At 70.2% G+C, this 26,802-nt stretch carries 19 protein-coding genes and 1 pseudogene; 13 read left to right on the forward strand and 7 right to left on the reverse strand.

Features of this window, described 5'->3' with window-relative positions:
- The first annotated feature begins 261 nt into the window (after positions 1–261).
- Complete coding sequence (locus tag ACFZB3_RS48140) at positions 262–495, forward strand: hypothetical protein (protein WP_391389868.1); 234 nt, start codon at positions 262–264, stop codon at positions 493–495.
- A 4-nt stretch (positions 496–499) separates the two neighbouring features.
- Here the strand turns inward: ACFZB3_RS48140 and ACFZB3_RS48145 are convergent, their stop codons facing one another.
- Positions 500–1,618: a pentapeptide repeat-containing protein gene (locus ACFZB3_RS48145; RefSeq protein WP_391389870.1), complete on the reverse strand. Its 1,119-nt coding sequence runs from the start codon at positions 1,616–1,618 to the stop codon at positions 500–502.
- A gap of 257 nt (positions 1,619–1,875) precedes the next feature.
- The gene (locus ACFZB3_RS48150) at positions 1,876–3,435 is read right to left on the reverse strand and encodes a GH32 C-terminal domain-containing protein (protein ID WP_391389872.1); all 1,560 of its coding nucleotides are present in this window, start codon (positions 3,433–3,435) and stop codon (positions 1,876–1,878) included.
- 162 nt (positions 3,436–3,597) lie between these two features.
- On the opposite strand from ACFZB3_RS48150, the gene ACFZB3_RS48155 reads away from it, so the two are divergent.
- Genes ACFZB3_RS48155 through ACFZB3_RS48170 form a run of 4 tightly spaced genes read left to right on the forward strand, consistent with a single transcriptional unit; the run spans position 3,598 to position 8,234 of the window.
- A complete protein-coding gene (locus tag ACFZB3_RS48155) occupies positions 3,598–5,007 on the forward strand; it encodes an extracellular solute-binding protein (protein ID WP_391389874.1) in 1,410 nt (469 codons plus the stop codon).
- Entirely contained in the window at positions 5,004–5,969 is a 966-nt protein-coding gene (locus ACFZB3_RS48160) for an ABC transporter permease subunit (protein ID WP_391389877.1), read from the forward strand. Before ACFZB3_RS48155 ends, ACFZB3_RS48160 begins: the two co-directional genes overlap by 4 nt.
- 22 nt (positions 5,970–5,991) lie before the next feature.
- Positions 5,992–6,846: an ABC transporter permease subunit gene (locus ACFZB3_RS48165; protein ID WP_391389879.1), complete on the forward strand. Its 855-nt coding sequence runs from the start codon at positions 5,992–5,994 to the stop codon at positions 6,844–6,846.
- The gene (locus ACFZB3_RS48170) at positions 6,843–8,234 is read left to right on the forward strand and encodes a GH32 C-terminal domain-containing protein (RefSeq protein ID WP_391389881.1); all 1,392 of its coding nucleotides are present in this window, start codon (positions 6,843–6,845) and stop codon (positions 8,232–8,234) included. The genes ACFZB3_RS48165 and ACFZB3_RS48170 overlap by 4 nt, the downstream gene beginning before the upstream one ends.
- On the opposite strand, the gene ACFZB3_RS48175 is transcribed toward ACFZB3_RS48170, so the two are convergent.
- The 4 genes from ACFZB3_RS48175 to ACFZB3_RS48190 form a co-directional block, all read right to left on the reverse strand.
- Positions 8,197–9,261: a substrate-binding domain-containing protein gene (locus ACFZB3_RS48175; RefSeq protein ID WP_391389883.1), complete on the reverse strand. Its 1,065-nt coding sequence runs from the start codon at positions 9,259–9,261 to the stop codon at positions 8,197–8,199. The genes ACFZB3_RS48170 and ACFZB3_RS48175 overlap by 38 nt on opposite strands.
- A gap of 342 nt (positions 9,262–9,603) precedes the next feature.
- A complete protein-coding gene (locus ACFZB3_RS48180) occupies positions 9,604–10,812 on the reverse strand; it encodes a homoserine O-acetyltransferase (RefSeq protein WP_391389908.1) in 1,209 nt (402 codons plus the stop codon).
- Positions 10,809–12,170, reverse strand: a complete 1,362-nt coding sequence (locus ACFZB3_RS48185; RefSeq protein WP_391389885.1) for a bifunctional o-acetylhomoserine/o-acetylserine sulfhydrylase — start codon at positions 12,168–12,170, stop codon at positions 10,809–10,811. The genes ACFZB3_RS48180 and ACFZB3_RS48185 overlap by 4 nt, the downstream gene beginning before the upstream one ends.
- 310 nt (positions 12,171–12,480) lie before the next feature.
- A complete protein-coding gene (locus ACFZB3_RS48190; protein WP_391389887.1) occupies positions 12,481–13,512 on the reverse strand; it encodes an aldo/keto reductase in 1,032 nt (343 codons plus the stop codon).
- A 394-nt stretch (positions 13,513–13,906) separates the two neighbouring features.
- Here ACFZB3_RS48190 and ACFZB3_RS48195 point away from each other — a divergent pair, with 394 nt between their 5' ends.
- The 3 genes from ACFZB3_RS48195 (at position 13,907) to ACFZB3_RS48205 (ending at position 17,603) form a co-directional block, all read left to right on the forward strand.
- Positions 13,907–14,971, forward strand: coding sequence for an LLM class flavin-dependent oxidoreductase (locus ACFZB3_RS48195; RefSeq protein ID WP_391389889.1), 1,065 nt, complete (start codon positions 13,907–13,909; stop codon positions 14,969–14,971).
- Positions 14,972–15,581: 610 nt separating this feature from the next.
- Positions 15,582–16,862, forward strand: coding sequence for an NtaA/DmoA family FMN-dependent monooxygenase (locus tag ACFZB3_RS48200; protein WP_391389891.1), 1,281 nt, complete (start codon positions 15,582–15,584; stop codon positions 16,860–16,862).
- 201 nt (positions 16,863–17,063) lie between these two features.
- Positions 17,064–17,603, forward strand: coding sequence for a GNAT family N-acetyltransferase (locus tag ACFZB3_RS48205; protein WP_391389894.1), 540 nt, complete (start codon positions 17,064–17,066; stop codon positions 17,601–17,603).
- A gap of 61 nt (positions 17,604–17,664) precedes the next feature.
- On the opposite strand, the gene ACFZB3_RS48210 is transcribed toward ACFZB3_RS48205, so the two are convergent.
- On the reverse strand, positions 17,665–18,171 hold the full coding sequence (locus ACFZB3_RS48210) for a GNAT family N-acetyltransferase (protein WP_391389896.1): 507 nt from the start codon (positions 18,169–18,171) through the stop codon (positions 17,665–17,667).
- 484 nt (positions 18,172–18,655) lie between these two features.
- Here ACFZB3_RS48210 and ACFZB3_RS48215 point away from each other — a divergent pair, with 484 nt between their 5' ends.
- From ACFZB3_RS48215 to ACFZB3_RS48235, 5 genes and pseudogenes are all read left to right on the forward strand, one after another.
- A complete protein-coding gene (locus ACFZB3_RS48215; protein ID WP_391389898.1) occupies positions 18,656–18,880 on the forward strand; it encodes an MbtH family NRPS accessory protein in 225 nt (74 codons plus the stop codon).
- A gap of 153 nt (positions 18,881–19,033) precedes the next feature.
- A pseudogene (locus tag ACFZB3_RS48220) lies at positions 19,034–21,070 on the forward strand (ABC transporter ATP-binding protein); the annotation flags it as partial.
- A 404-nt stretch (positions 21,071–21,474) separates the two neighbouring features.
- Entirely contained in the window at positions 21,475–23,400 is a 1,926-nt protein-coding gene (locus ACFZB3_RS48225; protein WP_391389900.1) for an HAD-IIIC family phosphatase, read from the forward strand.
- Complete coding sequence (locus ACFZB3_RS48230; protein ID WP_391389902.1) at positions 23,397–23,624, forward strand: phosphopantetheine-binding protein; 228 nt, start codon at positions 23,397–23,399, stop codon at positions 23,622–23,624. The genes ACFZB3_RS48225 and ACFZB3_RS48230 overlap by 4 nt, the downstream gene beginning before the upstream one ends.
- A 160-nt stretch (positions 23,625–23,784) precedes the next feature.
- Positions 23,785–26,763 (forward strand): amino acid adenylation domain-containing protein, encoded by a 2,979-nt coding sequence (locus ACFZB3_RS48235; protein ID WP_391389904.1) that lies wholly within the window; start codon positions 23,785–23,787, stop codon positions 26,761–26,763.
- Positions 26,764–26,802: the final 39 nt, after the last annotated feature.

Here is a 26,802-nt window from a genome sequence, read left to right on the forward strand (position 1 = left end):
AAGCGGAGGGTAAGTTTTTCCTATGAACGGTCAATGGTCACTGATTCAAGGAAGTGTAAAGCCTGCGACGAATGCATCGGTGCTGACCTGCAAGAATCAAGCGTTCCGAGACTCATCAGGCGCACCCCGGAGCTCCGTGCGCAGGTTCACCGAGGGAGCTGCGACCGGCTATGGCGCGCTAATGCCGAACGTCCTGACCGGATCCAAACACTGCGCCAATCCGCCCAACGGGAAGGCTAGTTACAGCCATATCTGTTAGCTGTGCCGCCCGACCCGATCGAGGCGCACTTCGGCCCGCTGTGGTGGTTCACCCTGGCGAACTCAAACCACCGCAGCCGCCCCGCGCAGGCCCAGACCCCGCACCGCTCCCTGCACCGGCGCAACGCCCACGCCCGTCACCCAGACGTGCTCTCTGCCCAGGGCAGGGGAGGCGCCGGTATCCGCAGTGAGCAGGGCATCCGCTGGGGCGGGCGGCCCATCGACTGTGCTGCCTGATGGGTCAATTCGCCGACGCCGGCGGATCAGGCACCGGCTCCGACTGCAGCAGTGGGACCCGCCTCGTGAGTGCGGCAGCCGGAAGCAGATGGTCCGGTTCGATGCCGGGGTCCGCAGTGACGACGACGCCGGCCGTCTGAGCGTCGAAGCCCGTCGGCCAGATCGTGCGGTCGCTTGCCAGCGTGCCTTCCAGCCTCGCCTCCCGGAGGTCTGCGCCGGTGAGGTCGCAGCCCCGCAGGTCGGCCGCCCGCAGGTCCGCGCCGGCGAACACGGCACCCTGGGCCCGGGCCTTGCGCAGGTTCGCCTCCCGCAGGTCCGCACGGGAGAAGTCCGCCGAGCTCAAGTCGGCCTTGACCAGGCGCGCGCCACGCAGGTCGGCCCGCAGACAGCGGACTTGACGCAGAATCGAGGTGCCGAGTTCGGCATGCCGCAGGTTGGCGGCGATCAGGGACGCCTCGCTCAGATTGGCCTGGTAGATGCTCGCCGCCTCCAGGCATGCGCCGTCGAAGTTGACCCCGTGCAGCCACAGTCCGTCGCAGTCGGCTCGGCGCAGGTCGGTCAGGCTGGCGTTGAGCCACTCCGGGCGGCGATGCTGGTACAGGACCCCGAGGCAGGTCAGCGCCGTCTGGGCGTCCGCGGCGCGGGTCTCCAGCGGGGACACCGAGTTGACGGACACGTCCGCCGCCGGAACTGAGGGTTCCCGCGGTGGCCAGGCAAGGTGTGTTCGCAGATACGCCGCCATGATGGAGACGACCGCCTCGCGGTCGCGGTCGGAATGATCCGCAATCCGCCACAGTGCGTAGACACCTCCGATCCGCACGTCCAGCTTGTCACTGCCGAGCTGATCCACGGCCCGGCTGAAGCGATCGGTGATGTTCCCCTCTCGGGTTGCGTTGAGTCCGTCCTGGCTGACGCGCAGCTGCCGCCACGTGGCATAGGCCCCGAACAGGACGACCGCACCGCCCACCGCCTGCAGGAGCGTGGTGCGCACGTCGTTCACCGCGTTCAACCGGTCCACCACTGTGAGGTGGCCACCTGCGAGGTCGTGGTCGACTATCAGCCCCGGAAGAACCAGCAGCACGATGCCCAGTAACACGATCACGGCCAGTGCGGCCAGCGCCACAGCAACGGCACGAGTCAGGCGCCACCGGTCACCAAAGGATCCCCCCATAGCCAGAGGATCCTAGGACAAGACCGAACCCGGTGGACCTGCGCGGTCACAGCACTGGCCACCTACGGCAGCATGAGCACATGCCCGTCGTCATCGGCGGACTGCCTGGAGCCGGCAGGACCGCACCTGCGCGGCTCCTGGCCCCGCCGTACCGGTGTTGTCGATCGGGTTCACGCGAGTTCTCGGTGTGCACCCGCCCCCGGCCGGTCTCACACCGAGAACTCGCGTATCACTGTGTTGCGGAACACCGCGCTGCCGCCGATCGTGAACAGTGCGAGCCGGGTGTCCAGCAGGTAGGGGAAGACCTGGCTGGTGTGCACGTAGCGGCCGTCGTCGACGAACATCTCCACCGATGTGCGGTCCACCAGGATGCGCAGCTTCACCGTGCCTGCGGACGGGTCGAACGGGGTGTGGCTCTCCTGCCACTTGCCGGACGTGTCGGCGTTCACCGTGTTGCGCCGGTTGAGGAAGGCGTAGTCGGCGTAGATCCCGGCGTCGATGTGCCGACCGCCGTCCGGGGAGCGCCTCAACTGGAGGCCGGCGCCGGTGAGCCGGGACCAGGTGATCTCGGTCGTCACCTCGTAGGAGATACCGGTGTAGTCGAGCACCTTCGTGCCGTCCACGGTCACGTCGCCCAGGTGCACGGTGCGGGAGACATGCGCGTCGAGGCCGGCGACGGGCCGGGAGGCGAGGTAGTAGGTGTTGTCGGATGCCTTCTTCAGGGTCACCTCGCGGACGACGGAGTCGGTGCCGTTGAAGCCGTCGCAGTCGATGGTGGGGGTGGTGTGGGCGTAGTCCCAGTTGTTCACCCATCCGATCGCGTACCGGGCGGCCGCGTCCACCGCGCCGCCCGCGTCCCGCTTCTCGAAGGTGACGGCGGCGTACCAGTCCCAGCCGTGGTCGAGCCACTGTGGCTCGCCCGCGTCAGCGGTGAACGCGCTGCCGTCGAAGGAACCCGTCCAGTAGGCGTAGGTGTTGGGCAGCCCCGAGTTCTTCCCATTGGCGCTCGCGCCGAGCACCCATTTCGCGGTGCCGTCGCCGGCGGTGATGCGGAACAGGTCGGGGCACTCCAGGACGCCGATGCCGGCGTGGACGAAACCGTTCACGTACGTCCAGGACCTGAGGTCGTCGGAGTGGTAGAAGCCGATCTTGTCGTTCTCGGCGAGGGCCATCACCCAGCGGCCCCGGTCCTCGTCGCGGATCACCTTGGGGTCGCGGAAGTCGGCGACGCCGGGGTTGGGCAGGACGGGGTCGGTCCCGTAGTTGCCGAAGGTGAGACCGCCGTCGGTCGAGTAGTACAGGAACTGCTCCTGGTGGTCGGTGCCGCCGCCGGGGGACATGGTGACGATGACGACGACCGCGCCCGCGCCGAATCCGGCCGTGTTGCCGGTGTCGACCACCGCCGAACCCGACCAGAGATCGCCGTTGGGTGTGGTGTCCTTGGGCACGGCGACCCCGCGGTCGGCGAAGGAGACCAGGTCCCTGGTGGTGGCCAGGCGCCACGCGGTGCCGACGGCACCGGTGAAGTAGTCGGCGTTGTAGAGGTAGTAGTAGTGGTACTCGCCGTCGATCCAGACGGGCCGCTGCGGGTCGTTCTTCCACTGGTCGGGGACCGTGAAGTGGTATGCGGCGCGGTAACTCGCGCCGCTCACCGCGGACCTGGTCCTGGTCCTGGCCGTGGCCGCTGCGGTGGGCAGCAGCGCGGCGGCGGTGCCCGCCGCCGATCCCGTGAACAGTGATCTCCTGGAAATCCCCGAGGCTCCGGACATGACGCATCGTTCCTCTCGTGGCGGCTCATGTGAACGCATGTGAACGAGGACTGTAGACCTAACTCGTTAAAGGTCAAGCGTTTCCGACCCTTGACAGGCCTGTTGCCCGGTTCCCATCATCTGGGGCATCAACCCTGATCTAACACGAGTTAGGCCCATTGGATGACTGACTCGCACCTCCCTCGCCGCACGCTGCTGCGGTACGGCGCCTACGGGGCCGGAGCAGCCGCCCTGGCCGCGACCGCCGCGAGCTGGGACCGGCTCACGGGAGCCGACATCCCCGGCCGTGACGACGGCTCCCTCGTCGTCGCCACCCTCGGCTCCGCCTTCGACCCGGCCACCGTCGACGCCCTCACAGAGGGCTTCCACCGGCTCCACCCCGACATCCCGCTGCGGGTGAACGCGGTGCAGGCCGTCGACTGGTCGGACTTCTTCGCGAAGATCCTCACCCAGATCGCCGCGGGCAGCGCCCCCGACCTGGTGTACGTGGCCACCGAGGGCGTGCAGTTGTTCGCCCGGCGGCTCGGCGTGCCTCTGGACCGCTGGGTGCGGCGGGACGCGGCGGAGCTGCGTGAGTACTTCGCCGACGTCCACCCCTCGCTGGTGGAGTCGATGATGTACGAGGGGAACCTCTACCAACTGCCCATGGAGTTCAACGCCGCCGACATGTACCTCAACAAGCAGGTGCTGAAACGGACGGGCGCGGGTTTCCCGGCGGCCGACTGGAGCCGCGACGACTTCACCGCGCTGCTGCGGGAGATGAAGCGTGCCGGCGACGCGCACTTCACGCCGTACTTCTGGACCAACCGGCTGTGGGGCGGCGTGGTGCCCTGGCTCTTCGCGAACGGCACCAACCTGCTGAAGGAGTCCAAGGCGCCCGGCGGGTCCTGGCTGTGGGACACCTTCTACCCGGCCGCCGACCGGCAGGGGCGCGGCGGAGGTTTCCGCTGGACGACCCCGCAGGCCACCGCCGGCCGGGTCGAGGAGGCGTACGACTATCTCGCCGCCCTCGTCCAGGAGAACCTGTGCACCCGGCCCGAGGGCGGCAACGGCAGCAATCTGGTCGGCGTGTTCTCCACCGGCCGCGTCGGCGTCACCCCGGCGGGCGGCTTCTGGGCGGGCGGCCTGCAACTGGCCGGCATGCGGGCCGCCGACTACGACGTGCAGTACTTCCCGCGCTGGCGCACCCAGCGCCACCAGTTCGGCGCGGCGGGCTACGCGCTGCTGCGCACCTCGAAGAAGCGGGAAGCCGCCTGGGAGTTCATCAAGTACGCGGCCCGCAAGGACACCATGACCCGGCTGTTCCAGGGCAACCAGACCACCCCGGCCCGGCGTTCGATGCTGAACGCCGCACGCTACGCCGCGAGCGGCCCGGCGCACTGGCGGGTCTTCTACGACACCCTCGACCGGTTTCCCGACACCGGCCCGATCCCCGCGCCGCCGCAGGTCGCCGAGGTGACCGACGTCCTGCTCAAGTACACCGGCACCGCGCTGGCCTCGCCGCGTGCGGTGGGTCCCGCGCTGCGCCGGATGCAGGGCGACCTGGAACAGGCCATGGAGCGTGAGATATGACGAACACCCAGGTCCCGAGCACCCAGGAGCAGGACGTACGTTCGAGGCCCGCCATGCCAACCGCCGTCGCTGTACGGCCCTCCGCCCGCGACCGCGGCGCCCGGCTCCTGGCCGCGCTGTTCCTGGCGCCCACGGTCGTCGGCATCGTCGTCTTCACGGTCGTGCCGATCATCGGGTCCCTCGTGCTGAGCCTGTTCCACTGGAACGTGATCGACCCGCCCCGCTTCGCCGGCGGCGCCAACTACCGTACGACCTTCACGGACTCCACCGTCCTGGTCTCCTTCCGCAACACGCTCCTCTTCATGGTCCTCGCGGTCGCGCTGCAACTGCTGATCGCGCTGGCGCTGGCCCTCGCGCTGAACGGGCGGATGCCGGGGTGGCTGCGGTCGGTGTTCCGTTCGGCGTTCTTCTTCCCGCTGGTGCTGTCCGCCGCCTCGATCTCGGTGGTGATGAAGTACCTGTTCAACCAGGACTTCGGGGTGGTCAACTGGCTGATCGGCCTGGTCGGTGTCGCGCCCGTGCCCTGGCTGACCTCGGAGCACGCGGCGATGGCCACGGTGATCCTGGTCTACGTCTGGCAGCAGTTCGGCTTCTCGTTCCTGCTCTTCGTCGGCGGTCTGAACAACATCCCCAAGGAGATCCACGAGGCCGCCGCCCTGGACGGCGCGACCGGCCTGCGCAAGCACCTCGGCATCACGCTGCCGCTGCTGTCGCCTACGCTCCTCGTCGCGTCGGTGGTCGGCATCATCAATGCCCTACAGGTCTTCGAACAGCCCTACGTCCTCACCGACGGCGGACCCGGCGATGCCACCCGCACCGTGGTGATGGTCATCTACGAACGGGCCTTCGAGCAGCTCGACTTCGGCGAGGCATCCGCGGTGGGCGTGCTGCTCTTCGCGCTGATCATGGCGGTCACCGCCGTCCAGTTCCGGCTCAGCCGGCGTTTCGTCCACTACCAGTGAGCCGGTGAGCCGCATGAGCGCCATGAGCCAAGCAACCCCGACCCTGAGCCGCGTACGTCACTCACTCACCCCCTGGGCCCGGATCGCCGTACTGACCGGGTGCGCCCTGCTGACGCTCGGCCCGGTCATCTGGACCGTCGCCACCTCACTGCGCACTCCGGCCCAGTCCTTCGACCTGCCCCCGCAGATCATCCCGGCGCACCCGACGACCGCGGCCTACCGCGGGGTCTTCCAGCAGATCGACGTGTGGCTGCTCGCCCTGAACTCCACGCTGGTGACGGCGCTGATCGCCGTCGGCCAGATGATCACGGCGGGCCTGGCCGGATACGCCTTCGCACGCCTGGAGTTCCGCTTCAAGAAGCCCCTCTTCGGCCTGGTCCTTGCGACCATGATGGTGCCGTTGCAGGTCACCATCGTGCCGGTGTTCCTGGTGCTGAAGTCGATGCACCTCACCGACACGCTCCTCGGCCTGATCATCCCGGCCTTCCCGACCGCCTTCGGCACCTTCCTGATGCGCCAGTACTTCCTCGGCATGCCGAAGGACCTGGGCGAGGCGGCCATGTTGGACGGCGCGGGGCCCTGGCGGATCTTCCGCTCGGTGTACGCGCCACTGGCCACCCCCGGCCTGGCGATCGTCGGAGTGCTGGCCTTCAACTACCACTGGAACGAGTTCTTCCGCCCGCTGATCCTGGAGACCTCCAGCCAGAACTACACGCTTCCGCTGGGTCTGGTCTCCCTGCAGGGCAACCTCGGCACCGGGTCGATCTCGGTGGTCCTGGCCGGGGTCGTGCTCTCGATGCTCCCCGCCGTCGCCGTGTTCGTCGTCGGCCAGCGCCCTCTGCGCGAGGGCATCACGTCCGCAGGAGTCAACCGTTGAGCCACGACCCCAACGCCCCGCGACTCAGGGTCCGTCCGCCCGCCGGCTGGATCAACGACCCCAACGGGCCGTTTCGTTGGCGGAACCGATACCACCTCTTCTACCAGCACAACCCCGACGCGCCGGTGCACGCGAACGTCCACTGGGGGCATGCCTCCAGCGCCGACCTCGCGCACTGGGAGCACCACCCGATCGCGCTCACGCCGACGCCGGGCGGCCCCGACGAGGCCGGCTGCTGGTCGGGCTGCGTGATCGACGCCGCCGGCACACCGACCGCCGTGTACACGGGAGTCGACCGTGCGCACGCCGGACTCGGCACCATCTGCCTGGCACGGGCGGCGGACCCGGACGACGAGCGGCTGACCGAGTGGAAGCCGCTGCCGACGCCGGTGGTGGCAGGGCCGCCGCCGGGACTGGACATGGTGATGTTCCGCGACCCGTTCGTCTTCCGCCACGCGGACAGGCGCTGGGCCCTCGTCGGGGCCGGGCACGCCGACGGCACGCCGTCGGTCCTGCTCTACGACTGCGACGACCTGACCGACTGGCGGTTCGCCGGTGTGCTGCTGGACGGCAAGGACCCGGTGGCCGCAAAGGTGTTCGGCGACAGGTCGGTGGGCTGGGAGTGCCCCCACCTGTACCGGACGGCAGGCGGCGACCACGTGCTCGTGGTGTCCCTGTGGGACGGGGATCCCTGCTCCACCGGATACCTGACCGGCCGTCTGGAGACCGACGGCCGACGCCCGTTGGGGTTCGTGCCGCGCGCCGGCGGCCGGCTCGACCAGGGGCGGGACTTCTACGCTCCCGCCGTGCTCCAGGAGCCCGACCGCGCCCTGCTGTGGGGCTGGTCGTGGGAAGCCCGCCCGCAGGAGGAGACACACCGGGCCGGATGGGCGGGCGTACTCACCGCGCCACGGGTCGTCGACATCCACCCCGACGGTGCACTGCGGGTGAGTCCGGCCCCGGAACTCGACCTGCTGCGCCAGGCCGAGCCGTTCGTCACCGCGCCGGGCCGGATTCCGCTTCCCCACACGTACGACCTGACGGTCACTGCATGTGGACCGACCACGGTGAGCCTGCTCCGGGGCGCGGCCGGCCGGGAGCTGACCGTCCGGGCGGACCCTGCCTCGGGGACCGTCGTCCTCGACCGCAGCGCCTGGCCCCGGACCGGCAGGGAAGGCTCCGCGCCGATCACCGTGCACGTGCCGAAGGGGCCGTCACTCGCGCTCCGGCTGCTCGTCGACGGCTCGCTCCTCGAACTCTTCGTCGCGGAACGGGCCATGGTCACCGAGCGCGTCTACCGGCGTCCCGGCGACATCGCCGAGCTGGTCGTCGACGGCCCGGGTGCCCGGGTCACCGGGTGGGCGCCGGTCCCACGGAGGCGCGGCTGACCACGGGGCAGGCCAGGCGCCGGACGGTCGCGGGCGGCGTACGGCCGGCTTCGATGGCGTCCAGGAGCAGCCGGGCCGCCGCCTCGCCCATCGCCCGGTGCGGCAGCGCGACCGAGGTGAGCGGCGGGGTGAGGAACGCGGCCATGTGCTCCTGGTCGTCGTAACCGACCACGGACAGATCGGCGGGCACGTCGATCCCGAGCCGGGTCGCGGCGTGCAGGACACCCGCCGCGACCCGGTCGTTATAGCACAGGACGCCAGTGGGACGACGGCCCGGCCCGACCCCGTCGAGCAGGCGCAGCGCCCCCGCGTATCCCGCGGAGATCTCCCCGCCGCCGCGCACGATCCACTCCTCGGGCACGGTGACGCCCTCGGCGCGCAGCGCGTCCCGGAAGCCGCGGGTACGTTCCACCGAGGCGATGTCGTCCAGACCGCCGATCACGGCGAGCCGGCGGTGGCCCGCACCGAGCAGCAGCCGGGCCGCGGTACGGCCACCGGCGCGCTCGGCAGGGACCACCGCGGGCAGGGAGCCGTCCTCGGGCAGGCAGTTGGCCAGCACGGAGTGGGTGCGGTGCAGGCCCTCGGGAACACGGACCCGGCGCAGTGACATGGCCGCGTAGATGATGCCGTCCACGCGCCGGTCGAGCAGTTCCGCGACGGCCGCGTCCTCCTTGGCCGGGTCACCGCCGGAGTCGACGGTGAGGACGAGATGGTCGCTGCCCCAGGCGGTCTCCATGGCGCCGCGCAGCAGCCGCCCGGCGAACGGCGAGGACGCGATCTCGTCGGTGACCAGCCCGAGCACGGCCGTACGGCGACTGCGCAGACCCCGGGCCACCGGGTCGGGGCGGTAACCGAGCCGGGCCGCGGCCTGCCGGATCCGTTCCTGGGTGGCGGGCGAGAGGTTGCCCTCGGCCCGGCCGTTGAACACGAAGGACACCGCGGTGTGCGACACGCCGGCGAGCCGGGCGACGTCCCGTGACGTCGGGCGCCCGGTGCCCGTGCTCCTGCTCTCCTCGGCACCGCCCACGCCGTCCGCCGCCCTCGCCCAGCCAGTCCCTGTCGATCACCGTCCACCCTATCCGCGCGGAGCGCCACGGCACACGGGAGATCCGCAGGGCGCCGCGGCGCGGGCGTCCGATGTGATCACCGGATGCCCCTGTGATCACCGGACTCCGCGGCGGGAGGGGACCGCTTCCTACCGGGCGCAAGCTCGTCATCCGCCGGCGATGCCGACCCGCCGGCGATGCCGACCCACCGGCCCGGCCGACCCATCGGCCCGGCCGGGCGACCGCCCCGGCCGGGCGACCGCCCCGACCCGGTGGCCCGCGGTCTGTGTCGGCGCCTGCGGCCGGTGCGTACAGGCGGCCGCTCAGGGTCCTGCACTGGTGGGGGCGGAGGTGCGGGGAGGCTGCGGCAGGCCGTCGGGTGCGGCCCGGGGAAGCAGTTCGGCCACGAGCGCGGCGACCTGCGCCGTCTCGATCAGGAACCCGTCGTGCCCGTACGGGGACTCGATGACCCGGACGTCGTCCGCCGTGGCGATGCCCGCCGCCAGTTCGGCCTGCTGGGCGAGTGGGTAGAGGCGATCGGAGTCGACGCCCGCGACCAGGGTGCGCGCGGTCACGCGGCCCAGGGCGGCACGCACGCCACCGCGGTCACGGCCCACGTCGTGCGCGTTCATCGCCGCGGACAGCACCACGTAACTGCCCGCGTCGAAGCGCCGGACCAGCTTGGCGGCATGGTGGTCGAGGTACGACTCGACCTGGTACCGGCCGCCGCCGAACGGGTCCTCGCCACCCTGAGGAGCCCGGCCGAAGCGGACCTGGAGTTCCGGCTCGCTGCGGTAGGTGACATGGGCCAGCCGGCGGGCGAGACCGAGACCGGCGTGCGGGCCACGGCCGCTGTCGTGGTAGTCGCCGCCCTGCCAGTGCGGGTCGCCGCGGATGGCGTGCAGCTGGATGTCCGCCCAGGCGATGTGCTCCGCGCTCGCCGCCGCCGTCGTGGCGAGCAGCAGCAGCGCGCCGGTGCGCTCCGGGTGGGTCACCGCCCATTCCACGGCGCGCATCCCGCCCATCGAGCCGCCGACGACCAGCGCCCACCGCTCGACACCCAGTGCATCGGCCAGCCCGGCCTCGGCGGCGACCTGGTCGCGCTGGGTCAGGAACGGGAAGGCGCCGCCCCAGCGGCGGCGTCCGTCGGGACGCGGCGAGGCCGGTCCCGTACTGCCCTGGCAGCCGCCCAGCACGTTCGGTGCCACGACGAACCACCGGTCGGAGTCCAGCGCCAGCCCCGGCCCGACCAGCCCGTCCCACCAGCCCGGGGTCGGATGGCCGGGCCCGGCGGGTCCGGCGACATGGCTGTCACCGGTGAGGGCGTGCAGGACGAGCACGGCATTGGAGCGGTCCGGCGCGAGCCGTCCCCAGGTCTCGAACGCCAGCCGCGCGCCCGGCAGTTCACCACCCACCTCCAGGGACAGCGGTTTCTCGGCCACGTACCACTGCCGGTGCCCGGCCGGGTCCCCCTCCCGCCAGGCCCCGGTGGCCGGCGGCAGGGGAACTCCGTTGGTGGGTACGGTGTTCAGGACGCGCCCTTGGCCGCGCGGAAACCGGCCTCCAGGTCGGCCTTGAGGTCGGCGAGGTTCTCGATGCCGACCGACAGACGCACCAGGCCCGGCGAGGTCCCGGTCGCCACCAGCTGCTCCTCGTCCAGCTGGCTGTGGGTCGTGGAGGCGGGGTGGATGATCAGGCTGCGTACGTCACCGATGTTGGCGAGATGGCTGAACAGCTCGACCGCGTCCACGAACCGCTTGCCCGCCTCGACGCCGTCCCGCAGCTCGAACGAGACCACCGCGCCGGCACCGCGCGGCAGGTACTCCTGCCCAGCCTCGTACCACCGGCTGGACTCCAGGCCCGGATAGTGGACGGCGGCGACCTCGTCCCGCTGCTCCAGCCACTCGGCCAGCGCCAGCGCGTTCGCGGAGTGCCGCTCGATGCGCAGGCTCAGCGTCTCCACACCCTGCAGCAGCAGGAACGCGGAGTGCGGGGAGAGGGCCGGGCCGAGGTCGCGGAGCAACTGCACGCGCAGCTTGATCGCGAAGGCGCCGGGGCCGAGCGCCGGCCAGTACTGCAGCCCGTGGTAGCTCGGGTCGGGCTCGGTGAAGTCGGGGAACCGCTCGGCGTGCGCACCGAAGTCGAAGGTGCCGCCGTCCACGACGACGCCCGCGATGGCGGTGCCGTGCCCGCCGAGGAACTTGGTGGCCGAGTGCACGACGATGTCCGCGCCGTGCTCGATGGGCCGCAGCAGATAGGGAGTCGGCACCGTGTTGTCCACGATCAGCGGCACGCCCGCCGCGTGGGCGGCGTCCGCGACCGCCCGCACGTCGAGCACGTTGCCGCGGGGGTTGCCCAGCGTCTCCGCGAACAGCGCCTTGGTGTGGGGCCGGATCGCCGCCCGCCAGGCGTCGACGTCGTCGGGATCGTCGACGAAGGACACCTCGATGCCCAGCTTCGGGAGCGTGTGCCGGAACAGGTTGTACGTGCCGCCGTACAGCGACGTGCTGGAGACGATGTGGTCCCCGGAACTCGCCAGCGTCAGGATGGCCAGCGTCTCGGCCGCCTGCCCAGAGGCCAGCGCCACGGCCGCGACCCCGCCTTCCAGCGCGGCGACACGCTGCTCGAAGACGTCCTGGGTGGGGTTGTGGATGCGGGTGTAGATGTTGCCGGGCTCGGCCAGGGCGAACAGGTCGGCGGCGTGCCGGGTGTCCCTGAACACGAACGACGTCGTCTGGTAGATCGGCGTCGCCCGGGCTCCCGTCGTCGGGTCCGGAGCGGCCCCGGCGTGAATCTGCTTGGTCTCGAAGGACCAGGCCGAGGTGTCGGGTCCGGCGGGTGTCTCGTCGAGGGTGTGACCGGCGGCGACGGAGTCGATGGGCTGGCTCATGGCGTGTGCTCCTTGTGCGGGCAGGCGTGAGGGTGCGACGGCGCGCGCGTGCGGGCACGCGTCCGTGGCGAAGCGGAACAGCCGGAACTGCGGGAGAGGGAAAAGGCCGGAGCGGAGCGTCAGCTCTCGGCGCGACAACCTGTCGCGGTGACACGCACGTAGTCCACGTGGCGGCGGGTCACAAGCACGGTCATGGAGACAGGGAACCACACCGGAGCAGTCGGCGCCAGCACGACCGGGTCGTCCCGACCGTCGCCCGGCCTGCCGGGAGTGCCGCCCGGGAGGCCGCCCGGGAGTGCCGCCCGGGCGGTCAGGGGCGGGAGCCCGTTCCGTGGACGCCGTGCCGGTCGATCAGCGCGAGTTCCTCGTCCGACAGGGGCGGGAAGTCCAACGCCCTGAGGTTGTGGTCCAGTTGCCACGTGGAGCTCGCGCCGATGAGTGCGCTGGTCACCTGGGGCTGTCGCAGAACCCACTGCAACGCGAGCTGCGCCAGCGACTGGCCCCGCTGCCCGGCGATCTCGTTGAGCGCCGCCGCGCGTTCGCGGTAGGTGTCGTCGATGGCGTCGGGCGAGAGGAAGGCGCTGTCACGGGCACGGGCGCCCGGCGGGATCGTACCGCCGAGGTACTTGTCGGTCAGCAGGCCCTGGGCGAGCGGGCTGTAGACCACGAGGCCGAAGCCGTCCGCGGCGGCGAGTTCGAGCAGGCCGTCGAGTTCCGGACGCCGGTCGAAGATCGAGTAGCGAGGCTGATGGACCAGCAGTGGCACCCCGGCCCCGCGGAGCAACTCCGCCGCCTCATGAGCCCGTTCGGTGGTGTAGTTGGAGATGCCCGCGTAGCGCGCCTTTCCGGACCGGACCGCGGTCACCAGGGCGCCGACGGTCTCCTCCAGCGGGGTGGCGAGGTCGGGGCTGTGGCTGTAGAAGATGTCGACGTAGTCGGTGCCGAGGTCGCGCAGACTGTGGTCGAGCGAGGCCAGGAGCGACTTGCGGGAGCCGCCCTTGAGGTAGGGACTCGGACCGATCGGGTTGCCGGCCTTGGTCGACAGGACGAGCTCGTCCCGGTAGGGCGCCAGGTCCTTGCGGAGCACCGTGCCGAAGAACTTCTCGGCGGCGCGTGGCGGCGGGCCGTAGCGGTTGGCGTTGTCGAAGTGGGTGATGCCGAGGTCGAAGGCGTGCAGCACTATCTCGCGCTGGGTCGCGTACGGGCGGTCCGTCCCGAACTTCTGCCAGAGGCCGAACGAGAAGGCGGGGAGTTCGAGGCCGGAGCCGCTGGCCCCGCGGTAGCTGCCGAGCTTTTGGTAGCGGTCGTCGGCCGCTCGACGGTAGGGGGCGCCAAATGCCATGCCGGGAAGGTCCGTTCAGGTGAGGGGTCGGTGTGGCACAGATCCAATCAGGCCGGAGGCGGCCGGCCCAGGTCGGCTCGGTACGGGCCGTCCAGCGGCGGATCGGGTGCATTGACAGGACGATCGATCACTCGGAGACTCGATCACATGCCCGAGGTCCCGATGCTCACCAGCGAACGATGCGTCGACCTCGTACGGGTGTGCAGCGCCCAGTGTTGATCCTCCGGTCCCACCCGCCAGTCCACTGTCGCGTGCTGCCGCGTCCGCTCCGACCCGCAAAGGCGTGAGTCCGGCTGCTCCGGGCGTTCGACACCGATCCGCGCGCAGTGCCTGAGGCGGCGTCCTGCGGCCCGCCTTCGGGCAGCCGCCACCCCGCACCGAGATCGGAAGCCTCATGAGCACGGAATTCCTCTGGTACATCCCCAACACCGTCGAGCCGGGACACCGCGGCGACGACACGACGGCCGGCTGGGGCTCCGTCGAGTACTCCACCGACCTCGCCCGCGCGGCGGAGGAACACGGCTGGAGCGGCGCACTCCTGGGAACGGGGTGGGGCCGCCCGGACACCTTCACCGTGGCCACCGCGCTGGCCGCCCGGACCACCACCTTCAAGCCCCTGATCGCGATCCGCCCCGGGTACTGGCAGCCGGCCCACTTCGCCAGTGCGGCGGCGACCCTCGACCAGCTCAGCCGCGGCCGGGTCCTGGTCAACATCGTCAGCGGACTGGACAACCTCGCCGCGTACGGGGACACCCGAACCGATCCCGCGCAACGCTACGCCCGCACCCGGGAGTTCCTCCATCTCGTACGACGCCTGTGGACCGAGGAGGACGTGACGTTCGACGGCGAGCACTTCCAGGTCGGCCGGTCCACGGTGGCCCCACGCCCCTACGCGACCGGCACGCGAGCGCATCCGACGCTCTACTTCGGCGGTGCGTCCGAGGCCGCCGAACGGGTGTCGGCGGCGGAGGCGGACGTGCAGCTCTTCTGGGGCGAACCACTCGACGGACTCGCCGAACGCATCGACCGGCTCAGGGCGTTGAGCGAGCAGGTGGGCCGCAGGCACGAGCCGCTCAGGTTCGGGCTGCGGATCACCACGCTCGTGCGCGACACCACGGAGGAGGCGTGGCGCGCGGCCGAGGAGCGGGTCGCGCTGATGGCGGCGGACGGAGGGCAGGAGCTGACCTGGGCGGGAGACCGCAGGACCGCCGTCGGACAGCGGCGGCTCTTCGACCTCGCCGCGCGGGGCGAGGTGCTCGACACCTGCCTGTACACCACGCCGGGCAGGTTCGGCGGCGGCGGAGCGGGGACCACCTGGCTGGTCGGTTCCGCCGCCGACGTCGCCTCGGCGCTGGACAACTACCGCAAGCTCGGCATCACCCACTTCGTCCTCTCCGACACCCCCTACAAGCAGGAGATCAGCCGCATCGGCGACCAGTTGCTGCCCCGGCTGCGCTGACCACGCGGCACGGCGTCCGAGGCTGCCGACGGGACGTCTGCCTGCCTCCGCTCACGCGCCGCGGCCGGCGCTCCCGGCGGATACGGCACGTCGATGAAGCCGTGCCCGCCCCGCCCGCCCTGCCCGCCCGGCCCCGCGACCTGCGACCCGGGCACCCCGGCGGTCAGCAGCAGGCGGCCTTGCGGTCCCGTAGCCCAGCGGCTCATCATGGGGACGTTGATCAACCGTGGTGCCGAGCGATCCGGCGGGCAGACCCCGCGGCGGCCACGGTCGTGATCCACACACTGCCGGGTACCTGTGCCAGGTCCGATGGGAGTCACGGTGAGGGCATCGCACGTCGGACCGGTCGCGGCTGTGCCGCCGGTCCGGACGAAGCGCCGGCACGTCGACCTGTGCCGGACCCACGCCGCGCTCTGTCGCTGACCCGCGTCCCGGCCTCCGGCCGGCAGCCCCGTGCGCACCCGTGACGCCCGGCCGGCCTCGGTCACGTGTGCGCGGGCGTTGTTCCCTTCCTGAAAAGCCCCCGGGGAAAGCCGTCATCCCGGTTGTCACCCTTGTCGAGGAGAACGGACGAGCAGTGAGCGCGAAACAGCCCAGAACACTGAAGACCGTGACCGGAGCCGGTGGCACCTCGGAGACGTACGACCTGGCGGTCGACCCGACCCGGTCCACACTGGACACCGCCGTGCGAGTGGCGAAGCTCGCCGAGGCGGCAAGGATCGACGCGCTGTTCACCGCCGATCTGCTCAGGTTCGACGCCCAGGGCGCGATCGGCTCGCAGGAACCGCTGGTCTTCGTCTCGGCACTGAGCCAGGTGACCTCGCGGATCGGCCTGATCGCGACGGTGTCGAGCACCTTCCACCACCCGTTCAACCTCGCCCGGCTCTTCGGGACCCTCGACCACGTCAGCAAGGGCCGGGCCGCCTGGAACCTGGTGACGTCCTCGATCGGTGAGGAGAACTTCGGCGCAGGCGAGCTGCCCGGCCCGGAGGAGCGCTACGCGCGCGCCGCGGAGACGCTGGAAGTGGTCAACGCGCTGTGGGACAGCTGGGAACCCGGCGCGCTGACGACCGGCGCGGACGGGAAGGCGGTGCTGCAGCGCGACCGGGTACGCCCGATCCACTACTCCGGCCGGTACTTCACCGTCACCGGCCCGCTGAACATCCCGCCACTGCCGCAACGGCGCCCGGTGCAGATACAGGCCGGGCAGTCCGCGGCGGGGACCGCGCTGGGCGCCCGCTACGCGGAAATCGTCTTCACGTCACTGCCCACCCTCGACCACGCTCTCGACTTCACCCGGAAGATCCGCGACCAGGCCCAGAGCCTGGGACGGCTCGACGGACTGCCGCTGATCTTCAGCTCGTTCCACGCCACATACGGCGCCACCGAGGAGGAGGCGAAGCGGCTCGTACGCGAGAAGCGGGAGTCGATCGACTTCGAACGCGGCCGTGCCCAGGTGGCCGACATGCTCGGCGGCGGAGTCGACCTGTCGGAACTCCCGCTCGACGCCACGCTGCCGGAGAGCCTGCTGCCCGACCTGGCGCCGGTGAACCGCCGCCGCGGCAGGGTCGACATCTTCACCGGCTACGCGCGGCAGGGCTACACGCTGCGGGAGCTCGTCATCGCGGCACAGGACACCGGACACTGGGCCGCCGCGGGCACCCCCGAGCAACTCGCCGACGCCGTCGAGGAGCGCTTCCGCGCGGGCGTCCTGGACGTGATCTCGCTGGGCGGTCTCGCCGACGCGCGCCAGCACGACTTCGTCGTCAACGGCCTCCTGCACGAGCTGCGCAGACGAAAGATCGTCGCCGCCGACTACACCGGCACCACACTCCGCGAGAACCTCGGACTCGAACTGCCGGCCCGCGATGCCGCACCCGCCCCGGTCTGACCCGGGCCGAGAGCCGGCCAGGCCGCCGCCCCCGCCCGGGACCGGCCAGGTCCCGGGCGCGCATCGCAGGTTCGCCAAAGCTCGTCTCCCGGATCGCGTGCCGGCGCGATCCGTGCTCTCCGAGTCCCAACCAGCCGGCGCACGGCCGCCGTTCGCCGAACAGACCTGGCCAGCGCCCGGCCGAGAGATCATGATGTGGGAATGTCTGACAACCGATCCTCCGGGGCACCGAACGTGGTGCGGCGGCTCCTCCAGTACACGAAGGCGGACCAGGAAGAGATCCTTGGCAGCAGCGAAGATCCCTTCGGTGTCGCCTCGACCGGTCTGACCTGGCTGCCCAAAGAAGAACACTTCGGCATCAGACACGACGACCTGCTCGTGGCACACGCCGGCCTGCGGCGACTGCCTGCCGCGATCGGCGACACCGAGACGGAGGTGGTGGGCGTCGGCGGGGTGGCCGTCGCCCCCCGCATGCAGGGCCAGGGCCTGGCGCGGCTCGTCGTCGAAGCCGCACTGGAGCACGCCCGCACGATGGGTCCCCCGCACGCACTCCTGTTCTGCCGAGCTCCCCTCGTACCGCTCTACCGGCGCCTCGGATGGCACCCGCTCGATACGGACGTACTCGTCGAACAACCCGGAGACCGCCTGGTGACCATGCCACTGCGGACCATGGTGACGCCCCTGCGCGAAGACGCCCGCTGGCCCTCAGGGACAGTACGGCTGTTCTCGCTCCCTATGTGACGCAGAGCCACCCGGCACGGCGACATGGAGCCTTCGACGTCCGGCCGTGACTCATGAGGCGTCAACAAGCAGGCAGGCCGGACGGACGGTCCACCGCATACACCGTGACCGGGCGGCCCAGCAGGCGGTCCTCCCGGCGCGGGGTGAACCCCAGCCGCTCGGCCACCCTCACCGACGCCTCGTTGCCCGGCCGGATGAGAGCCGTGAAGTAGTCGTCATCGAGCGTCGCGAACCCCCAGTCCAGACACGCTTGAGCGGCCTCGGCCGCATACCCGTGCCCCCAGTGGTCCGCCCGCAGGGTCCACCCCAGTTCCACCTCGTCGAACTGCTCCAAGTACTGCAGACCGCTTCGACCGACGAACTCCCCGCTCGACTTCAGCTCGATCGCGCACAGCCCATGGCCTCGCTCGGCCCACTGCCGTTCGATCCCGGTGAGGCGCTCCAGAGCCTGTTCCCGCGAGTAGGACCCGACGAAACGGTTGACCTGCGGGTCGGCATGGAGTTCGACGAACACGTCGACGTCGGACACATGCAGAGGCCGCAGGAGCAGCCGGTCAGTCGCGATCATGCGTCCGAGCATAGGTCTCGCCGCAAACCGCGGCCAGGCAGTCACTGCACGGTCCGGGAACGACGCGCGGTCGGGTGCGGGTCCCTCGTCGCGAGAAGTACGACCAACTCGTCACGGTCACCCGCAGAGGTACTCCGTTTCGCCGATTCAGCGGACCGGGGCCCGCCCGCCCGTGCCCGCTTCCGGCACCGCGGCGCGTCCGGACGACTGATCGCCCTCACGTCAGCCGGCGGAAATGAACGGTTGGACGACTTCGGACGGAGCGTGAGTTCCCGCCCGTGCCGCGCCTGCGGAAAAACCGGGGATCATAGCCGTGATGACGTCCCGTCCTGTTCCCGAGGGCGTCCAGGAGCCGGAATCGGCCGGTTGGACACCCGACGACGTCGCTTGTCCCTGCAGATTGCGCCAACTACGATCGCTCGAAGTCGAATAAATGGGAAAGCGTGTGCATTTCGCACGGCCTTGGCTCCACGGGAGGGCGAACATGGCGAATCCATTCGACAACGAAGACGGGATCTTTTACGCCCTGGTCAACGACGAGGGCCAGTACTCCCTCTGGCCGACATTCGCGGACGTCCCCGAGGGGTGGGAGATCGCCTTCGGCGAGGACACCCGACAGGCGTGCCTCGACTTCATCGAGAAGAACTGGACCGACATGCGCCCGAAGAGCCTCGTCGAGGAAATGAAGCAGTACGAGCGTACTCAGTGACGGAAAACGGGACCACGTGCGGCCCCACCCGTCATCCGGAAATCCGCTCGAACCGCCTTTCGTTCGGGGTTCGCATTTCATTGGAATGAATTCGGAAAACCGGAGTGGCAGAGCCGCGCCCGCCGAGTCGATGGACAAGGAGGTTTCGGTGCCATGATCGGAGGCCCCGGGCCGCAGATGGTGATACACGGGTTCGGCTCGGAAACAGGGCCGACCCGGCAGAAGATCAAACCCGGCACGGTGCCGCGGATCCTCCCCTACCTCAGGCCCTATCGCGGGGCCGTGGGATTCCTCCTGGTGATCACCGTTCTCGAAGCGGTGATCACCGTGGCAAGTCCCCTTCTCTTCAAGGTCCTCATCGACGAGGGAATCCTCCCCCGGGACAGGGGGATGGTCCTCGCGGTGTCCCTCGGCGTCGCCGGCCTCGCCCTCCTGGAGGCGGCGGCCGCCTTCACCCAGAGCCTGTACTCGGCCCGCATCAGCGAGGGACTCGTCTACGACCTGCGCACCGAGGTCTTCCAGCATGTGCAGCAGCAGCCCCTCGCCTTCTTCACCCGCGCGCAGACCGGCGCGCTCGTCAGCCGCCTGAACACCGACGTGGTGGGCGCGCAGCAGGCCCTCACCACCCTGATGTCCACCGCCGTGTCCGGACTTCTCTCCCTGGTCCTCGTCCTCGGCACGATGTTCTACCTCTCCTGGATGATCACCCTCATCGCCCTGGTACTGCTCCCGTTCTTCGTCCTGCCCGGCAAGCTCATCGGCCGCATGATGCAGCGGCTCATGCGGGAGTCCATGGAACAGAACGCCGAGATGGGCCAGCTGATGCACGAGCGGTTCAACGTCGCCGGCGCACTGCTGTCCAAGCTGTACGGCAGGCCGGACCGGGAGACCCGGCTGTTCCGCGACCGGGCCGCCCGGGTCCGGGACATCGGTGTGGTGACCTTCGTCTACTCCCGGATGCTCATGGTCTCGGTCACCCTCCTCGCCACCCTCGCGACGGCCGTCACCTACGGGGTCGGCGGCGAACTCGTCATCCGCGGTGCCTTCGAGATCGGCACCCTGGTCGCCCTGGCCGCGCTGCTCACCCGCCTCTTCGGGCCGATCAACCAGCTGTCCAGCCTGCAGGCGAACGTGATGACGGCACTCGTGAGCTTCGACCGGCTCTTCGAACTCCTCGACCTGAAGCCCCTGATCGCGGAGAAGCCCGACGCCGAGGCACTGCCGCGCGGGGACCGGGAAGCCCCGCAGATCGAGTTCGACCATGTCAGCTTCCGCTACCCGGCCGCCGCCGACGTCTCGCTCGCCTCGCTGGAGTCGATCGCGCTCCCGCAACAGGCCCACAAGGAGAACGCGCTGACCCTGAAGGACCTCACCTTCACGGTGCCCGCCGGCAAACTCACCGCGCTCGTCGGACCCTCCGGAGGCGGCAAGACCACCCTCACCCACCTCGTACCCCGGCTCTACGACCCGGTCGACGGACGTGTCCGGATCGGCGGCGTCGACGCCCGTGACCTGACCATGGAGTCACTGCGGGACACCGTCGGCATGGTCACCCAGGACGCGCACCTGTTCCACGACACCCTGCGGGCCAACCTGCTCTACGCCCGGCCCGAGGCGACCGAGGACGACGTGGCCGAGGCGTGCAAGGCGGCACAGATCTGGGACCTGGTCTCGTCCCTCCCGGACGGGCTGGACACCATCGTCGGCGACCGCGGATACCGGCTCTCCGGCGGCGAGAAACAGCGGATCGCCCTGGCCCGGCTGCTGCTCAAGGCGCCACCGGTCGTCGTCCTCGACGAAGCCACCGCCCATCTGGACTCGGAGTCGGAAGCGGCCGTCCAGCGCGCGCTGCGGACCGCGCTCGCGGGCCGGACGTCGCTGGTGATCGCACACCGGCTGTCCACCATCCGTGAAGCCGACCAGATACTCGTCGTCGAGAACGGACAGATCCGTGAGCGGGGCGTCCATGAGGAACTGCTGCTCGCGGGCGGTCTCTACGCCGAGCTGTACCGCACGCAGTTCGCCGCACCGCGGACCGCTCCCGAAGAGGCCGAGACCGTCGAACGAGAGGAACCCGCGGGCAGCCCCCCGGACGGCCCCGTGTTCTTCGGCGGCCCCGGCGGCCCGCAGCACTTCGGCCTGCCCGGCGGCCCGCCACCCCCGGGCCCCGGCGGCCCGCACGGCTTCGGCCTCCCCGACGGCCCGCCACCGGGGCCGCCCGGTGGACCGGGACACTTCAACGGGCCGGGCGGGCCAGGGCACTTCGGCACACCGGGCGGAGCCGGTGGATCGGGTGGACCGGGTGGACCGGAGGAGCACTTCGGTGGGGTCGATCCGGCACCTTCGGGCGGAGCCGTTGCGCAGGTATCGGAGGCGTCCGAGATGTCCGAGGTGTCTGAGGCGTCCGAGGCGTCCGAGACGGCAACGAGGCCCGGGGGGCGCGGCGACCGAACCGGCTCCGGCCCGTCCCCGCTGCAGATCCTCAGCGGTGGCGGTGGCGGCAGCAGCGCCAGTGCCCGTGGCCGTGGCGCCAATGACGCCAAGGGCGACGGCGGTGGCGTCGTACCCCGACCGGACACGGAACCGCCGAGGAGATGACCGTGTCCGCTGACGTTCCGGCCGCGGTCGAACTGCGGGAGCTGGCCGACACAGGGCGTCTCGTCGCCCAGTACCCGCGGGTCGGCCGGCTGATGGCCCGTATCGAGGGCGCGGAACTGGTGCGGGCGGGGCGGCTGCTCGTCCGGATCGATCCGGACGAGGTGGCCAGGACCCACCCCGGGGTGCCCGTCGTCAGGATCGGTGTCACCGGACACGGCACCCTGGGATCCCTGCCCCCGGCGCTCACCGCGCAACTGGCCCGCCACGGCCTGGCGGCACAGGTGCTGCCCTCCGACTTCGACACCTATGTGTTCGACCTCCTCGACCCGGCCGGAACATGGCACGAGGCCCCTCCGGACCTGGTGCTGTGCGTCCTCGACCCGATGGTCGTGTTCGACGAGGTACCGGTGCCCTGGGACCCCGCGGACGTGGCCCGGATCGCCGCGGACAAGGTAGCCCTGATCGAACGGCTCGCCGCACGCTTCGCCGACCGGCCGGGCACCCTGGTCCTGAACACCATGCCGTTGCTGCGCAGCCACACCGCCCAGCTCGTGGACCTCCGCTCCAGGAGCCGTCTGGGCGCGGTGTGGCGGGACGCCAACGCCCGGCTGCTGCGCCTGGCCGAGACCAACCCGTCCGTCGTCGTAGTCGATCTGGATCCGCTCGTCGCCGAGGGGACGCGGGTCACGGACGACCGGCTCAGCACCTATGCCAAGGCCCACCTGACCGACGAGCTGCTCCTCGCGTACGCCGCGGAAGTCGGCCATCTGGCCCGGCAGCTGACCGGGCGCGCGAAGAAATGCCTCGTGCTCGACCTCGACAACACCCTCTGGGGCGGCGTCCTCGGCGACGAGGGTGTCGAGGGAATCGAGATCGGCGACGGCCGCCGGGGTGAGGCGTTCCTGGCCTTCCAGCGGGTCGTCCGCCAACTCGGCGCGCAGGGCGTCCTCCTCGCGGCGGTCAGCAAGAACGAACCGGAGCAGGTGACCCGGGCGTTACGGGAGCATCCGCGCATGGCTCTGCGCGAGGAGGACTTCGTCCAGGTAATCGCCAACTGGCAGCCCAAGCACGACAACCTCCGCCTGCTCGCCGACAGCCTCGGCCTGTCCGTCGACAGCTTTGTGTTCGTGGACGACAGTGCCTTCGAGCGCGAACTCGTCCGGCGGGAGCTGCCCGGCGTCACCGTCGTGGACGTGGACGGCGAGCCCGCCTGGCACCGCCGGAACCTGCTGCGCGACGGCTGGTTCGACGTCCGGGAGCTGACGGCCGAGGACAGGGTCCGGGCGTCGAGGTACCGGGACGAGGCGGCGCGCAAGAGCTTCCTCGACAGTTTCGACTCGACCGAGGACTTCCTCCGCGAATTGGACGTCCAGGTGCGGATCGGCCCGGTCACCGCGGCCGAGATCCCGAGGGTCTCCCAACTCACCCTGCGCACCAACCAGTTCAACCTGACCGCCGAACGCCTCCAACCCGCTGACGTACATGCCCTGGCCAAGGACGCGGCCGCGCTCGTCCTGGCCGTCCACGCCGGCGACAGGTTCGGCGACCACGGGCTGGTCGGCGCGGTCCTCGCCCGGCGCGTCGGCGACCAACTGCACATCGACAACTTCCTGTTGAGCTGCCGAGTCTTCTCCCGGTCCATCGAGGAGGCCTGTCTGTCCTGGGTCCTGCGGCGGGCCCGCGACACAGGAGCCGTCGCCGTGGTCGGCCGCTACCGGGAGACCGCCAGGAACCGGCGGGCCGCCGACTTCTACCCGCGCAACGGATTCGTACCGGTGACTGCCGACGCCCGCGGCGACCACGACATCGACGTCTGCGACACGGACTCGGGCGTACGGATCTTCCGGCACCCACTGACGGGGATCATGCCGGTGCCCTCGCACATCCGACTCGACGAGACCCGCGAAGGCGACCTCCCATGAAGGACCTCGAGGAATTCATCGGCCTGATCCGAGAGGAGATCGGCCTGCCCCTGACCGTGGCGGACGCCGACCGCGCACTGCACGACCTGCACGGCTGGGACTCCGTGCACCTGCTGTGGCTGGTCACTCTCCTGGAGGAACGGACGGGGCGGAGCGTCAGCCTCGTCGACCTGCTCGAAGCACCGAGCCTCGCCGCCATCCACCACCTCGTGACGGTCGGCTGAAACAGCGACCACCGCGGCCCCCGAACCGTACCGCCCCCAACCCCGGCACCGCCCTTCCGACCTCCCGTCGGCCGCCCGCCGCCGACCCCCGACTTCCGCCCCCCGACTTCCGACCCCCGGCCCATCGAACCTCTTACCGAACTCCGAGTGAGGGACTCGCATGTCTCAGGACGACCGTCGCCTGCCCCTGTCCGCGGCTCAGTACGACATCTGGCTCGCGCAGCGCATCGGCGATCCCAGCCCGGTCTACAACTCCGGCGAGTTCGTCGAGATCGACGGTCCGCTCGACGTGCCGCTGTTCGAGACCGCTCTGGCCGGGGCCGTCGCGGAGGCCGAAGGGCTGAACGTCCGGATCGTGGAGGACGCCGACGGCCCCCGTCAGGTTCGCACGGCACCCGAGTGGTCCCTCACCGTGCTGGACCTGAGCGGGTCCCCGGACCCGGAGGGCGAGGCGCACGCCTGGATGCGCGGGGAACTGTCCTTGCCGGCGGACCCGACGGCCGCCCCGCTCTTCGCCTACGCGCTGTTCAGGATCTCCGAGGACCGGTACTTCTGGTACCAGCGGTACAACCACGTCGTCATGGACGCCTACGGCTGGTCGGTCCTCGGACGTCGCGTCGCCGAGATCTACACGTCCCTCGTACGGCAGACACCCTGCGCCGGACCGAGGTTCGGGTCCCTCGCAGGCATCCTCGACGAGGAGGAGCGGTACCGGGCCTCGGACGACTTCGACAGGGACCGCGCCTTCTGGACCACCCGGTTCGCGGACCGTCCGACCCCGGCGAACCCTGCCGTCCGCGGCGGCACGGCGGACACCGGGTTCCGGCGAGACACCTCCTACCTCGACGCCGACCGCGCGGAACGCGTGCGGCAACTGTCCGGCATGGGCGTCACCTGGTCGAACGTGGTCGTCGCCGTCACCGCCGCGTACTTCGCCAGGATGACCGGAAGCGGTGACGGCGACGTCGTGCTGAGCCTCTCCGTGACCGGCCGGGTCACGGCGCTGTCCGGCCGTACGCCGGGCACCATGGCCAACGTCGTGCCGCTGCGGGTACGGGTCGACCCGCGCGAGGACATCCTGACCCTCGCCCGACGGGTACGGGACGAACTCCGCGACATCGCCCGTCACCAGCGGTTCAGGGGAGAGGAACTACGCCGCGAACTCGATTGGCCGGCCGACGGCAAGCGGCAGTTCGGGCCCCTGATCAACGTGGTCACCTTCGACCGCGACCTGGATTTCGCGGGCTCGGTCGGCACCGTGCACGACGTCTCGATCCCGCCCGTCGAGGACCTGATGATCACCGTGCGCGGGGGCGCGGGAGACGGCAGGATCCGCATCGACTTCGACGGCGCCGTCTCGTCGTCGCAGGTCACCGACGACTTCGCGGGCCACCAGAGGGCGTTCGTCGCCCTTCTGGAAGCAGCGGCAGCGGCACCGCGGACACCTGTGGGGCGGCTGGACGCGCTCGACACGGTCGAACGGAACCGGGTGGTCGGGGACTGGAACGACACGGTTGAGCAGGGCGTCGCGGGGACGCTGCCGGGGTTGTTCGGGGAACAGGTGAGGCGGACGCCGGATGCGGTGGCGGTGGTGGATGACGGGGGATCGAGCCTGTCGTATGCGGAGTTGGATGAGTGGTCGAATCGGGTGGCGCGGTGGTTGGTGGGGCGTGGTGTGGGGGTTGGTGGGCGGGTGGGTGTGGTGATGGAGCGGTCGGTGGGTTTGTTGGTGGTGTTGTGGGGGGTGTTGAAGGCGGGGGCGGCGTATGTGCCGGTGGATCCGGAGTATCCGGTGGAGCGGATTGGTTTTGTGCTGGGTGATGCGGCTCCTGAGGTGGTGGTGTGTTCTCGTGCGGTGGCGGGTGAGTCGGGCGCGGGTTCGGGCTGGGTGGTGTGGGATGCGCCGGAGACGGTGGCCGAGATCGGGTCGTTCTCCGGTGCTGCGGTGGAGTTCCCGGTTCTGTCCGACTCGGCTGCGTATGTGATTTATACGTCGGGTTCGACGGGTCGTCCTAAGGGTGTGGTGGTGAGTCATGGGGCGATTGTGAACCGGTTGTTGTGGATGCAGGGGTTGTTTGGTCTGGGGGTGGGGGATCGGGTGTTGCAGAAGACGCCGGTTGGTTTTGATGTGTCGGTGTGGGAGTTGTTCTGGGCGTCGGTTGTGGGTGCGGGTGTGGTGATGGCGCGGCCGGGTGGGCATCGGGATCCGGTGTATCTGGTGGATGTGGTGGGTCGGTTGGGGGTGACGGTGATGCATTTTGTGCCGTCGATGCTGGGTGTTTTTCTTCAGGAGGTGGGGGCTGGGGGTTGTGGGGGGTTGCGGCAGGTTTTTTGCAGTGGTGAGGCGTTGTCGGCGGATTTGGTGGCGGAGTTTCGGTCTCGTGTGGGTGTGCGTTTGTTGAATTTGTATGGGCCGACGGAGGCGGCTGTTGATGTGACGTGGTGGGATTGTTCGGGTGGGCCGGTGGGTGGTGTGGTGCCGATTGGGCGGCCGGTGTGGAATACGCGGGTTTTTGTTTTGGATGAGTTTTTGCGTCCGGTGCCGGTGGGTGTGGTGGGTGAGTTGTATTTGGCGGGGGTGCAGTTGGGGTGGGGGTATGGGGGTCGGTCGGGGTTGACCGGGGAGCGGTTTGTTGCTTGTCCGTTCGGTTCAGGTGAGCGGATGTATCGCACGGGGGATTTGGTGCGGTGGTCGGTGGATGGGGAGTTGGTGTATGGGGGGCGTGTTGATGACCAGGTGAAGGTGCGTGGGTTCCGGATCGAGCTGGGTGAGATCGAGGCGGTTCTGGCTGGGCGCGAGGACGTGGCGCAGGTTGCGGTCATCGCGCGTGAGGATCAGCCGGGCACGAAGCGCCTGGTCGCGTATGTCGTCGCCGAGGCCTTCGACGCGGGCGCGCTGCGGGTGTACGTCGAGGGCAGGCTTCCCGACTACATGGTGCCGTCCGCGTTCATAGCGCTGGATGCGCTGCCGGTCACGGTGAACGGGAAGCTGGACCGGGCTGCTTTGCCGGCTCCGGAGTTCACCGCCGGCGCAGGCCGGGATGCGGAGACTCCGTTGGAGGAGTTGCTGTGCGGTCTGTTCGCTGAGACCGCGTTTGAGATCTACTGTGATGCCAGCCATGCGGTGTACCACTCGTGAAAGTCTGGTCCTGGGGTGAGACCACCCCATGCGCGGTCG

This window comes from Streptomyces sp. NPDC008092 (assembly GCF_042957285.1).
Taxonomy (GTDB): domain Bacteria; phylum Actinomycetota; class Actinomycetes; order Streptomycetales; family Streptomycetaceae; genus Streptomyces.